Origin of the sequence: Prosthecobacter sp. (assembly GCF_044227185.1) — a bacterium.
GTDB lineage: Bacteria > Verrucomicrobiota > Verrucomicrobiia > Verrucomicrobiales > Verrucomicrobiaceae > Prosthecobacter.
The window spans coordinates 291,818-304,664 of record NZ_JBGAFO010000010.1; the positions used below are offsets into that span (position 1 = coordinate 291,818).

12 protein-coding genes are annotated in these 12,847 nt (G+C 62.4%); 9 read left to right on the forward strand and 3 right to left on the reverse strand.

Annotation, left to right across the window (positions count from 1 at the left end):
• Window positions 1–41: 41 nt before the first annotated feature.
• Together ACILSQ_RS22900 and ACILSQ_RS22905 are read left to right on the forward strand one after the other, a co-directional pair.
• A complete protein-coding gene (locus ACILSQ_RS22900; RefSeq protein WP_395745997.1) occupies window positions 42–1,094 on the forward strand; it encodes a class I SAM-dependent methyltransferase in 1,053 nt (350 codons plus the stop codon).
• A gap of 381 nt (window positions 1,095–1,475) precedes the next feature.
• Window positions 1,476–1,643 (forward strand): hypothetical protein, encoded by a 168-nt coding sequence (locus ACILSQ_RS22905; protein ID WP_395745998.1) that lies wholly within the window; start codon window positions 1,476–1,478, stop codon window positions 1,641–1,643.
• 95 nt (window positions 1,644–1,738) lie between these two features.
• Here the strand turns inward: ACILSQ_RS22905 and ACILSQ_RS22910 are convergent, their stop codons facing one another.
• Both ACILSQ_RS22910 and ACILSQ_RS22915 read right to left on the reverse strand, forming a co-directional pair.
• Window positions 1,739–4,660 (reverse strand): protein kinase domain-containing protein, encoded by a 2,922-nt coding sequence (locus tag ACILSQ_RS22910; RefSeq protein WP_395745999.1) that lies wholly within the window; start codon window positions 4,658–4,660, stop codon window positions 1,739–1,741.
• 96 nt (window positions 4,661–4,756) lie between these two features.
• Complete coding sequence (locus ACILSQ_RS22915) at window positions 4,757–5,467, reverse strand: hypothetical protein (RefSeq protein WP_395746000.1); 711 nt, start codon at window positions 5,465–5,467, stop codon at window positions 4,757–4,759.
• A gap of 307 nt (window positions 5,468–5,774) precedes the next feature.
• On the opposite strand from ACILSQ_RS22915, the gene ACILSQ_RS22920 reads away from it, so the two are divergent.
• From ACILSQ_RS22920 to ACILSQ_RS22945, 6 genes are all read left to right on the forward strand, one after another.
• Window positions 5,775–6,419, forward strand: coding sequence for a hypothetical protein (locus ACILSQ_RS22920; protein WP_395746001.1), 645 nt, complete (start codon window positions 5,775–5,777; stop codon window positions 6,417–6,419).
• A gap of 195 nt (window positions 6,420–6,614) precedes the next feature.
• On the forward strand, window positions 6,615–7,220 hold the full coding sequence (locus ACILSQ_RS22925) for a hypothetical protein (RefSeq protein WP_395746002.1): 606 nt from the start codon (window positions 6,615–6,617) through the stop codon (window positions 7,218–7,220).
• 181 nt (window positions 7,221–7,401) lie between these two features.
• Window positions 7,402–8,040, forward strand: coding sequence for an RNA polymerase sigma factor (locus tag ACILSQ_RS22930; protein ID WP_395746003.1), 639 nt, complete (start codon window positions 7,402–7,404; stop codon window positions 8,038–8,040).
• A 25-nt stretch (window positions 8,041–8,065) separates the two neighbouring features.
• Window positions 8,066–8,524 (forward strand): FHA domain-containing protein, encoded by a 459-nt coding sequence (locus ACILSQ_RS22935; protein WP_395746004.1) that lies wholly within the window; start codon window positions 8,066–8,068, stop codon window positions 8,522–8,524.
• A gap of 61 nt (window positions 8,525–8,585) precedes the next feature.
• Complete coding sequence (locus ACILSQ_RS22940) at window positions 8,586–9,482, forward strand: TIGR01777 family oxidoreductase (RefSeq protein WP_395746005.1); 897 nt, start codon at window positions 8,586–8,588, stop codon at window positions 9,480–9,482.
• Between the two features lie 74 nt (window positions 9,483–9,556).
• Window positions 9,557–10,435, forward strand: a complete 879-nt coding sequence (locus ACILSQ_RS22945; RefSeq protein WP_395746006.1) for an HAD family hydrolase — start codon at window positions 9,557–9,559, stop codon at window positions 10,433–10,435.
• A gap of 2 nt (window positions 10,436–10,437) precedes the next feature.
• Here ACILSQ_RS22945 and ACILSQ_RS22950 read toward each other — a convergent pair whose 3' ends face one another.
• Window positions 10,438–11,409 carry an SDR family NAD(P)-dependent oxidoreductase gene (locus tag ACILSQ_RS22950; RefSeq protein ID WP_395746007.1) on the reverse strand — a complete coding sequence of 324 codons (972 nt, stop codon included), beginning with the start codon at window positions 11,407–11,409 and terminating at the stop codon, window positions 10,438–10,440.
• Window positions 11,410–11,574: 165 nt separating this feature from the next.
• On the opposite strand from ACILSQ_RS22950, the gene ACILSQ_RS22955 reads away from it, so the two are divergent.
• Entirely contained in the window at window positions 11,575–12,627 is a 1,053-nt protein-coding gene (locus tag ACILSQ_RS22955) for a hypothetical protein (protein WP_395746008.1), read from the forward strand.
• Window positions 12,628–12,847 lie beyond the last annotated feature (220 nt).

Sequence of the window (12,847 nt, forward strand, 5' to 3'; positions counted from 1 at the left end):
CGCCCTTCACAATCCGCGCCAGTTCTTTCCCTTGTTCCTGAATGTCTTCCCTCTCCCAGATCCTGCGTCAAAAACTGGCCGCCACCCCCTCCGGCAGGCTGCCCTTTGCGCAGGTCATGGAACTGGCGCTCTATCATCCTGATCATGGCTATTATGGAGCCGGCCCGCGCAAACTCGGCCGCCAGGGAGATTTTTTTACCAGCGTGAGCGTCGGCCCGCTGTTTGGGAGGCTGCTGGCCATGCAGGCTCTGCAGGAATGGCAGACGCTGGGCGAGCCCGAGGATTTCACCCTCATTGAACAAGGGGCGCACGACGGGCAGCTCGCCGAGGATGTGCTGAGCGAGATCGGCGACCGGCCCATCCGCTACCTGATCGTGGAGCCCAATCCCAGATACCGGGCGGCGCAGGCGCAGCGGCTGGGGGACCGCGTCCGGTGGGTGGAAAGCCTGGCCGAGCTAAAGACCGGCCCCGGCCACGGCTTTTTCCTCTGCAACGAGCTGCCGGACGCCTTTCCGGTGCATCTGGTGCGCTGGAATGGCGAGCGCTGGGAGGAGCTGCATGTGGAGGCGGATGGCACGGAGGACTTGCGGTTCATTCCAGGGGATCTCTCCTGCGAGGAGCTGGAAGCGGAAGTGCAGCACCTGCCGCGTGATCTCGAAAGTGGTCACGTCCTCGAGGTCAATCTGGCCATGCTGGCGTGGATCCGCGATCTGGCCCAGGCGGCGTTTCGCGGGCTGATTTTCATCGCAGACTATGGCCTGGACGCTGAGGAGTTTTACGCCGACACCCGGGCCAGCGGGACCATCCGCCGCTACCACCAGCATCAGATGGACGGGCATGTGCTGGAAAACCTCGGCGGCTGTGATCTGACCACGCACATCAACTTCACACGCCTCATTGATGAGGCTGCGCGACACGGGCTCGCCCAGCGGGAATATGGCCTGCAGGGCCGGGTGCTGGGCCGCATGGCGATGAGCTGGATTCAAAGCCTGGAAGGCAACCCGCCGGATGCCGGCACCATGCGCCAGTTCCAGTCACTGACCCACCCGGCGCTGATGGGAAGATCATTCCGCTGCCTTGTGCTGCGAAAATGATCCGCTGCCGGGCTTCCGGCCCTGTGACAAAAGCTGGCTGAAACACGGTCCCGACAAGGAGGCACAAGAATTTTTTGCGGTCGCATAAGAACTGCGGGCGGAGGCGCAATACCGCACAACCGCAGCTGAAGCTGCGGGCCGCTCCGGAAGGGGCGGTGAAGTTTCACCCACACCGCAAACACAAAGCCAATCCAGACTATGAAAACGACCGCCCACATCCTGCGCCAAGCCTTCACCCTCGCCGCCGCCCTTTCCACCCTCATGCTCTCCTCCTGCGTGAGCCAGGGCCTGCTTTAGGAAAGAGCCAATGCGGAGAACTTCCTTCAAACTCATAGCGGGGTGACTTATGATCCCTACAGCGGAGTGCCGCAATATGACCCCATGATGTACACCGCCCAAGCCCGGCTGAGTGACGTGAACCAGCGCATTGAAGAGGAAAAAGCCCCATGGCTGGAACTGGCCGGCATGCTTGTGCAGTCTGCTCCCATGCAGCAGATGCTGCAGAACGCATGCACCCGCTCCGCGCCGATGGCACCTTGCGGCAATTGATTCACCTCCACGTTTCAGAGAGCAGCGGCGGTTGCAAAAATGAACAGCTCCGGAATCCCGGAGCTGTTCCGCATTCCGGGAAGTGTTCCGGGCTCTCATTTTCCGCCGGCCTTCTTCGCGTCGAATTCCTTCCAGAACTCCTCCGCTGTCTGAGCGGGGCGGTTGTTCTGAAAGTCCCAGCGCGCGGAGATGCGGCGCAGCCTGGGCAGGGTGCGCAGGAGTTCGACGTTTCGCAGCTCCGGGTTGTCAGGGATGTGGAGTTCTTCGAGGTCACGACACTCGGCGAGGACAGCCACATCGGCCACAGGCAGGCGCGCCATAGATAGCTGGACCAGCGGAAGCCCGCGGAGCGGCCCGAGATCTCGGACGGGGTTCCCAGACAGATTCAAATGCCTGAGCGGCATTCCGCGCAGGGGCTCCAGATCCGTGATCCCACACTCGTCAATCCGCAGCTTCTCCAGAGGCATGCCGTGCAGCGGGTCCAGCCGCCCCACTTTGGCTTTTCCATTCAAGAGGAGTTCCTTCACCGGCAGGCCGCGCAGCGGAGCGAGGTCGGAAAGGAAATGATCATGCAGATCCAGGTGAAGGCTGTGGTCTTCATCGCAGAAGACGCGCCAGATGGGCAGGTTCTTCAGCCCGGCGGCGGCCAGCGCCGCGCGTACCGCTTTGATCTCCGGCACCTCCGGCCCATACCTCACCAGTACATCGCCGGGCGACCACCATTTTTCAGGCTGGCCAGCCCGGTGAACATCCACCTGCTTGAGCTTCGGCAGGGTGGTGAGGAAACTCAAATCATAAACACCCTCAGGCAGCCAGATCTTCTCCAGAGTTGGTGAATGGGCGAGCGGAGAAAGATCGGCGGCACCCGAGGCGAAGAGATTCACTTCGCGCAGTGGCATGTCTCGCAACACACTCACATCCGTCACATACGGAATATTGCTCGCGTCAAGGTATTCCAGCCGCATGCCGGCCAGCGGCTTGAGGTCTCTCAAAGAGAAATTCGGACCGAGAACCAGCTCCTTCAGCGGCATCCCGGCCAAAGGTGAGAGATCGGTCAACTCCAAAGCTCCGAGGCTCAGCTTGCGGAGTTTCATGCCCCGCAGTGGCGAGAGGTCGGTCACGCGGGTCTGTCCGATGATGAGTTCCTCCAGCGGCAGTTCCGCGATGGGACGAAGATCGCTGACCGAAGTGGCGCCGAGGTTCAGTGCCACGATGGGCAGTCCACGCAGGACATTCAGGTCGCCAATCTGAAAAGTGCCCAGGTCCAGCACAATCCCACCTTTGCTGTTTTTGGTCACCGTATATTCACCCCATCTTTTCTGTGTGTGGTAAGAGGCCAGCCGCGCGCGAACGGTGGCCACCATGGTCTCCGTGCTGCGGTGCAGAAGCGCGGCAAGGGGTGTCACTTCCAGATCGCGGCGCTGCGCAATGAGTGCGTCCAGCAGCCGGCCCTGCGCCTGCAGGGGCAGTTCCGCCGCAGCCCCCTTCTCCGCGAGCAGCATCCTGCAGATGTCGAGATTCATCTTCGCCGCCGCATCACGCGGGCGCAGCGCGAGCACGCGGCGGTATTCCGCCTCGGCTTCGGCAATCTTCTGCGTGGACTGGAAAAGGTTGGCCCGGGCGAGCCCGTAGTCCGCGTTCTCCGGCGCCAGCTTCACGGCATAGCCGATCTTTTCCAGAGCCTCCTCCAGCCTCCCCTCCATCATCATCGCACGCGACTGCGCCTCAAAGGTCGGCGCCGTTTCGCGCAGCTCGCTGAGCGTCCGTGCGGCCCGTTCCCCTTCCAGGAGCGCCTTCGCCCCCAGGGTGGAGCCGACCACTAGCACCGCCACCACGCCGATGGATGCGGCCTTGTGGCGTTTGAGGAAGAGAGCCAGGAGCTTCCACAGGCCCGCCTTTTCCGCGCTGGTGGCGAAGCCGTTTTGATAAGCCTCCACATCCGCGCTCAAGGCAGCCACCGTCTGGTAGCGGTCCTCGCGCCGCAGTTTCAACGCCTGCATGACGACAGCGGACAGCGCCGAAGGTACGCGGCTGGCGGGACCATGGGGCAGAGGCGTGTTCCGTTCCACCGCGGGTGCTTCGCCTCCGGTTGCCGTCCCGGCCTTCCTCGTCCTCGTGCCAAACGACGCGGGCGGCATAATGCTGCAGCTTGTGACTTTTTGCAGCACCTCCTCAAGCGTCGCACCCTCCACGGGTGGACGCAGGGTGAGGATCGCATACAGGATTCCTCCCAGCGAGAAGACATCACTGCGCGCATCCATCTCCGTGATGCGCCCTGCGGCCTGCTCCGGGCTCATGTATTGCGGCGTGCCCATCACATCCCCTTCCAGCGTCATGCCCGGTCCCGAGTCATCGCCGGCCATTTTCAGAGCCATCTTCCGTGAGGTGTCCGAGGCATGGCTGGGCAGCGTTTCCGTGATGTCGGAATCCGGCGCGTGCAGGGACCACGGCGCGTCAGTCAGCCTCACGCTGCGTGGCGCTTCGTTCAGATCCTTCGCCAGCCCCCAGTCCATCACCAGCACTTCGCCAAACTCCCCGACCATGATGTTCTCCGGCTTTAAATCGCGATGGATGATGCCCCTGCTGTGCGCAAAGGCCAGGGCATCACAAACTTTGCGGAAGACCGTCAGCAGACGGTCCAGCGTGTAATGGCTCAGCGTCTCTCTTTCTCCCTCGCGCAGCCCGTTGAGGATTGACTGCAAGGTGCGGCCCTTCACCAGCTTCATCGTGTAGTAAGGACGGCCCTTTTCGTCGCTGCCGAGGTCATGCACCGGCACAATGTTGGGATGTGCCAGACGGGCAAGGACAGTGGCCTCATGGACGAAGCGCTGCTGTTGCTGGCCATCCAGACTCATCCCATCGAGCATGACCTTCACCGCGACTTTGCGCCCGAACTTGCAGTCGTCCGCCTCCAAGATGCTGCCCATGCCCCCGCGGGCGATCTCATCGCCGAAGACATACGGTCTGGCAGCGGCGTGGCTGCCGGTGGAGACGGGGGCGGAAGAGCGCGAGGTCATGGCCGCACGAGGCGGGTATTCGTCCCACAAACCCGGAGAAGGGCAACCGGCAGAAAAATATTTCCGGGGCGCCGTCGGCCGCGTGCCTGCCGCGGTTCAGCTCTCGTGCACAAAGACCTCCTTGCACGCCGGGCACGTGACCCGAATCTTCCCCGCACCCGAGGGGACACGCATGTTCTGGGAACAGTGCGGACACGCAATCACCTGCTTTGCCTGTGCTGCTCTGGCCTCCTCCGCCATCGCTTTCCGGCCTGTGCGCACCATGTAGCGGAGGACTCCAAACAAAAGGGCGATGCCCAGAACTCCGGCGACGGCCGGAGACCCGTATTTCTTCCACATGGAATCGAAGTCAGGCGACCGGCTCACGGAACCGCCAGCGCTGCCCGGACTGCCCGCGCCTTTCTTGTCGAATGTCCCGGCGTAGGCGATCTTCAGCTCCAGCGTGCCCGTGTAGTATCTGGCGTCTTCGGGCTTGGGCGTGTCCTTCTCGTCCTTCTCCACGACTCCCAGGACGAGCTCGTAGTCCTTCGACGCCGAATCGCCGGACGGATCCACATAGCCGCCGTCGCGCTCCCCGTGCCAGAGGAACCATTGCACTCCGTCGGGCCTTTGGATGGCGCCACCCGCGCCTCTCCTGCCAGCGGCCTTTCCGGCATCGGTCAAAGTCAGCTCCCCCTTGCCCTCGAACACATAAATGGAGCCCGCACGGATGATGTAGCCGGTGTGAACCCATCCAGAGCCGGGAGTGACAGTGAAGGTGGTGAATGGCCCATGGGGTTCCTCCGCCGCCCGGAGCGAAGCAGACATGGCAAGAAAGAAGGCGAGGAAAATGCAGAGGACGTGTTTGAAAGCGGGTGCATCCTGCACGGTGGCCCTCGCCTGCGCAGCAGATGATCGTGCTTGGAGTGTGGTGCCGTTCATCGGGATGGAGGCCGTTCCTATTTAGGTCAGGCATCTCGCACCAGCAAGCATTTCGCGGAAAAGTAACCGCTGCAGAAAATTTTCACCTCCGCGTAAGAGGCCCCTTTCCCGCCGCAATACCGGGCATCCGCGGCACCTGCCGCCCACCGCCCCGAAAGGAGCACCTCACGACAGAAATCCAAACACCCGCATCATGAAAATCAACACCACCGCTGCGCTTCCGACCTGCATTATCCGCGTCACCCTCGCTCTCTCCCTTTTCTTCGGGGCGCTGGTCTCCACCACCGAGGCCTCCTGCGCCTCCAAAGGCCAGGTGCCCATTGCCGCCGACTTTGACGAAGTCATCCAGCGCGCCGAGGCTGCGCTCGTCGCCAAAGGCTACACCGTCTGGCTCAAGGGCGGGGACACCCGCGGTGGCTATCGTGGCGGCTGCTATGCGACCATCATCGGCGCCCGCGACAGCGCTTCCAGCCAGGTCCTTGCCAACATTCTGGTCATCAACACTGAAAACAATGACACGGCCGCTTGTGAAGCCGAACAGCGTGCTATCGCTGAACTCCTCAAGAAGCCTGCCAATCAAGCGCCTCCGGCTTTCAATGTCGGCGGCAACTATGTCGAAAATGGCGACATCACCACCGTGCAGATGCGGGGCAATCAGATCTTTGGCACCTACAAAAATGGCTCCTGGAGCGGAACCGTGAGTGGAAACGAGATCAACGTCACCAACAATCTCGGCGGCAGGTACAAGGGCACCATTGAGGACAATGGCGACCGCATCGAACTCCATCCCAACGGAGGCGGCACCGAGTATGATCACACTCTCCGCCGCGCTCGCTAAGCCGGAACAAAGCATCGGCAATGGGGGCGGTTTCCTCCCCCAAACGACAGCCGCCCCCCCAAAAAAAGATTTTTCCACCGTCGCGTAAGAACCCCGCCGCACGCCGCAATACCGGGCAACTGCGGCACACGCTGCCGCATCGCTCCGAGAAAAGCCCGCAAACCAAACACTCAAATTCAAAACCAAATCAACGCCATGAAAACAAAACTCATCTCCGCCCTCACCCGCATGCTTCTCCGCAGCCGCGCCGTGCTCACGCTCTGCTTTGCAGTCGCCGGACTCCACACTGCCTCCGCCCAGATCGACCTCAACGGCACCTGGGTGGACAATCAGGGCCATCCCATCACCGTAACGCAGAATGGCGCGCAAATGTTTGCGGTTGATTCGCGGGGCATCAGCGGCAGCGGCATCATCGACGCCGCCGGCAACCTCAACTACGTGCTGACAAACTGGAGGCCCGGCACAAGATTTGCGGGCGTCATCGTGAGCGCGAACGAGATTCAGTTTGCGTATGAGGGCAGGTCCATCGGTGGCTGGAAGCGCGCCAATGCCCCGGTCAACCTCGTTAACCTTGCAGGCGCGTGGCGGTGCGCCAACGGCCTCATTTGCATGGTCACACAGAATGGCAGCAATCTGTATTTCGACTTCGGCAACGGTGGCGGTGCCCAGTCCGGCGGGGTGTTCCTCAATGGCTCCACGATCAAAGCCACCTACTGGGAGGAGACCGCCTCGATCAGCCCTGACGGACGCACCTTGACTTGGTCCCAGGGCTTCAACGGCGGCGCTGTCTGGAGGCGCTAAGGGGCTGCTCCCGGAACTGCCAGACGCCGGCCCTGCCATCGCGGTGCCGGTATCCGCTTTCTTATGGGAGCCCCGTCGAGCACCCTGTTTTGCCCCACAGCCTGGAAAAGCTTTCGCTCACGCACACGGCCATGGTATCTCTCGCGCAACCGGCCCGGCCCTTTCCCAGCAACCTCTCCCCATGGATCTCGCCACCCGCCTCAGCCTTCTCCACCGCCTCAAAGAAACGTCCGGCGACTCGGACTGGCGGCAGTTTTACATCCAGTACCATGCCGTGATTCTCAGCTTCGCACGCAAGCAGGGAGCGGATGACCACACCGCGGAGGATGTGCTCCAGGAGGCGATGATGGTGGTGATGCGCAAGCTCCCAACCTTCGATTACGACACGCAACGGGGGCGCTTCCGCAACTGGCTGCTGACCATTGTGACCCACAAGGTGCGCGAGGCCAGACGCCGCTCGCACCTGGACAAGATGCTCTCGATGGATGAACCCTCCGGCGATTCTGCGGAATCGCTGCACGACAGCCTCGCGGCCACCGGTCCTGATGCCAGCATGAACGTCGAAGAGGCGTGGCGGCAAAGCCTGATCGAAGCAGCTCTCCAACGCATCCTGACCGATCCGCGCACGAAACCGGAAACCGTGGAAATTTTCCGCGCCTGCGCCCTCGAAGGCCGGGCGACGGCGGATGTCGCGGTGCAATTCGGATTGAAAGAGAACGCCGTTTATCAGATCAAGAACCGCCTGATGACACGGCTCAAGGAAATCATCAACGCGATGGAAACCGGCGCAGCCGCTCCGCCGCCCGGTTCTGACGAATGAACCCTCATCAACTCAGCCCATCATCATGAACTCCATTGCCCCCAGCCCTTTCGCGCCCACCGACTCTGAGGTGGCCGCCGTGGGCAAAACCGTTTCAATCATCCGCCCTGACACCAGCCCTCTGCACACCCGGCTGGCTGCTGCATCCAGATTGCTGAGCAGCCTTCCCGCGCAGCCAGTCGCGGCGTCGCTGGTCTTTTCACGTGGAAACGATTTGCCTGTGGAAGCTGTTCCGATTGGAGACGGAATTACCGTGGGGCGGGGAAGGCATGAATCCATTCCGATCCCCGAGTGCCTTGATCTCAGCCGCCGGCATTTCAGCGTGCGGCAGGAGTCGGGATTCTGGCTGCTGGAGGACGCCAGCTCGCGCAATGGCACGTTTGTGGACGGCGTGGAAGGCCGCATCTCCCGGCGTGTGCTTCGGGATGGAGACATCATCTTCGCCGGAGATCTGCTGTTCCTCTTCGTTGATCCAGCAAACTGAGCGGTGGCTGCCCACTGAACTTTGAGAGAAACCATCCCGGGTCTGAGACGTTATCAGTTTCATGCGCATCGGCCTCACAGGAGCCACGGGGTTCATCGGCAGTCATCTGGCGCTGCTGGCGCATGGGCAGGGGCATCAAATCGTCGCCTACTCCCGCGGCAAAAAAGCGCCGCCGGTGGCGGACGAGCAGCAGATGCAGCCGAAGCAGGCGCCGCATGCCCTGCCGCAGACCAGGCTGGACGCACTCGTGCATCTGGCGGGCGAGTCGCTGATGGGCCTGTGGACAGCGGAGAAACGGGACCGCATCTGGAAAAGCCGGGTGGACTTCACCGAGGCGCTGGTGGCACACCTGGGGACATGGGAGGAAAAGAACCGGCCGAAGGTGCTGGTGTGCGCCTCCGGCGCCGGATTTTATGGCAACAGCGGGGCCGCTCCCGTGGATGAAAGTTCGCCGCGGGGCGAGGGCTTTCTGGCAGACGTCTGCGCAGGCTGGGAGAAGGCGGCGCACCGTGCGGAGGCCCTGGGCATGCGTGTGATCACCCTGCGCACGAGCATGGTGCTGGGGCGGGACGGCGGAGCGTTTCCGCTGCTGCGGCGGGTCTTTGGCTGGGGCCTGGGGGGCAGGCTCGGCTCAGGGCAGCAGTGGATGTCCTGGATTCACCTTCACGATGCGGTGCGGATCATCCTGAAAGCCATCACCACCGAAAGCGTGAGCGGGCCGGTGAATCTCTGTGCGCCAGAAGCGGTGACGAATGCGGAGTTCACGCAAAAGCTGGCGGCGGCGCTGAAACGGCCGGCGTTCTTCCATGCGCCAGCCTTTGCCCTGCGCCTGCTGCTGCGCGGCATGGCGGACGAAATGCTGCTGGGCGGCCAGCGGGCGATTCCCCGTGCGGCCATGGAAATGGGGCATGAGTTTGAGCACCCGGACCTCTCCAGCGCGCTTACGAGGCTTGTCTGAGCGACAAGTTTACGGTGGATCGGAAAACAATCGTCAACCACTGTCAGCAACCGTAAACCACTGTAAACTCCAGCATGGCTTCCCAGCAGACCACCATCGGCATCATTTACGACTACGACCAGACGCTCAGCCCCACGTACATGCAGGACGAGACGCTCTTTCCGCATTTCGGCATCAACCCCGAGCAGTTCTGGAAGCGCAGCCGTGAGCTGGTCAATCAGGAAGGCTACGATGGCGAGCTGGCCTACCTGAAGTGCATGCTGGACTACCTGGACATGGACCGGCCGACCAACGAGGAACTGCGGCAGCTGGGCGCCAAGCTGAACTTTTTCAAAGGCGTGCCGGAACTCTTCAACGAGCTGAACCAGGTGCTGAATGAACAGCACCGGCTGCTGGGGGTGAAGATCGAGCATTACATCATCTCCAGCGGGCTGAAGGCGCTGCTGGACGGCTCCGCGCTGGCGCCGTTTGTGCGGCGTATTTTTGGCTGCGAATTTGGCGAGGATAAAAACGGCCGCATCACCTTCCCCAAGCGGGTGATCAGCCACACGACGAAGACGCAGTACATCTTCCGCATCAACAAGGGCATGCTGGAGCCGCATGAGGATGTGAACGACCACATGGCGCATGATCTGCGCCCCATCCCGTTCCAGCACATGATCTATGTGGGAGACGGACCCACGGATGTGCCCTGCTTCACACTGATGAAGCGCTACGGCGGACATGCGGTGGCCGTTTACAACCCGGATGAGGCCAGCCGCAGCAGCTTCCGCAAATGCTACCAGCTCACGGGGCTGGCGGACCGGGTGAAACACATCGCCCCGGCAGACTACCGCCCCGGCAGCCACCTGCGGCTGCTGCTGGAGGAGATGATCGCGGACATCGCCGACGGCATCGTGCGCAAACGCCGCCAGGAAATCGAAGAGGGCACGGTGTCAGCGCCGCATTTTTGAGGCTAGTTCACGGCAATGCCGCGGGCGCGCATGTCACGGAACCATTCCACGTAAGTGGGCACGCCCTGGGCGATGGTGGTGCCGGGCTTGAAACCAATCAGGGCCTTCGCCTTGCTCACATCGGCCGAGGTCAGCGGCACGTCCCCCGGCTGCTCGGGGAGCTGGTTGATCACCGCTTTTTTGCCGACGGCCTGCTCGATGGTGGCGATGAGGTCATTGAGCGTCACCGTCTGGGAACCGCCGAGATTGAAGATGTCACAAATGGGGCCGCTGCGGTAGTTGAGCGCACCGATGATGCCATCGACGATGTCGTGGATGAAGGTGTAGTCGCGCGCGGTGCCACCAGTCCCGAATTTATCGATCGGTTTGCCGTCTTCGATGAGACGGGTGAATTTGGAGATGGCCAGGTCGGGGCGCTGGCGGGGCCCATAGACGGTGAAGAAGCGCAGCGCGACCGTTTTCATGCCGTAGAGGTGGCTGTAATTGGAGCACATCTGCTCGCCTGCCATCTTGGTCATGGCATAGGGGCTGATGGTCTGCAAAATGGGATCGGTTTCAGCAAAGGGCACTTTCTTGTTCACGCCATAGACGGAGGAGCTGCTGGCGAAGACGAAGTGAGGGACCTGGGTGCGGCGGGCCGCCTCCAGAAGATGAAAGGTGCCCTTGATGTTGGTGTCGATGTAGAGCTCGGGCTGCTCGATGGAGGGGCGGACTCCAGCCCGGGCGGCGAGGTGGATGACTGCGTCAAAACGACCCTTGTCAAAGGTCTCGGCGACGAACTGGGGATTCGAAATGTCTCCCTCACAAACAGTCACCTGAGGGCCGAGGGCGCGCACATTTTCACGTTTGATCGTCGGATTGTAGTAATCATTAAAGCTGTCGATGATCGTGACCTGGCCCACGTTTTCACGAATGAGGCGTTCAACGGTGTGGGAGCCGATGAAACCGGCTCCGCCTGTGACAAGAATTTTCATGCTGGAAAGGGCCCGGAAGTCTTGATTGGCGACCGCCAGGTGCACAACTTACGGGCAGCGGCCGGACATTTGCAAGGCGTCAGGAGAAAGGGATTGACGCAAGGGGGCGAAATTCGCTAAATAGGAGGGAATTCCCTGAATCATCTTTTTTTCCGTCCCTAAACCATGAGCGAACCCGAAAACACGCCACCGCCAGCACCACCGTCAGGCTCGACGCCGAAGACTGCCGCCGTGCCGTTGAAGAAAGAAACGGTGCGCATCACCCTGCGTGGCCGTCCGGGCGCGGGCGTCACCCAGCCGCGTGAGTCCACCGCTCCCATTTCGCCTGCCACTGGGGGGATTCCGGCCTCGTTCAACACCACCTCCGTGGTGCCCATGGTCTCGAAAAAGTCCACGGCTCCCATTCAGCTTCCCTCGGCTCCGCTGCCGCCACCCGCGCCCAAGTCCAGCACTGCGCCCGTGAAACTGCCGGCGCCGCCCATGTCTCCTCCTTCGCGGAAGACCACCGCCGCCGTGCCCGTGGCCTCGTCTCCGCCCCCGGCGGCACCCGCCCCTTCTGGCGCGATGCCGCCGCCTGTGGCCCGCCCGCTGGCCCCGCCCGCGGCGCCCAAGCCCCCGGGAGCACCCGTGGCTCCGGCGGCCCCCTCCGCGCCGATGGCTCCGCGTCCCGCCGCCCCTCCGGTGGCAGGTCTGCCCGCAGCGACCCGACCGCTGGCCCAAAATCCCGCCGCTCCTCCGCCACGCACTGAGACTGGCGCGCCGACGGTGCCCCTGCAAAAGCCAATGGCGGGCCCCCGCCCCCCCTCGGCCCCAGGTGCAGGCACCGGCCCCATGGCCGGCGGTGGCAGCGGCCCTGCAGCCCCCCTTCCGAAAGCAACGGTGAAGCTGCAGCCCACGCAGGCGATGCAGCGCCCCTCCATCTCCGCTCCTCCCAGCGCCCCTGTGAAACGCAGCGCCGCGGCTGACGCGGAGCAGTTTTATGAAGAGAAGGACCCCGAAGCCGGCCTGGTGCCGCTGTCGGTGATCTGCTTTGTGCTTTCGGCCGTTCTGATGGTCGTTCAGATGTTCGGCGCGGATGCGGTCAAGACCGCCGATCGTGGCGCTGAATCCCCCATCATGGTGCCTGAAAAAGGCCAGCAGGAGTGGGAAACCCGCAATTCAGTGACGGGTGTCTGGAGCAACGAAAAGTTCAAAGGCACCCTGAAACCGATTCCTTGAAGCCATCGACTGCGCGAATCGAATCACTTTCACCGCTTTTCCTCCTATGCCTCTTGCCTGGTTAGTTTTCATCCTCGCCGTTGCCACCCTGGCCCTCAATTTCCTCGCCAGAAGCGGCGGCGGCGGAATGTGATGTTGTGAGTTCCGGCCTTCGTGCCGGTCACCCTCCCTCCTTGTCGGCGGGAGAACTTGTTCACTGTGTGGTGCCCGCCGGCCCGCC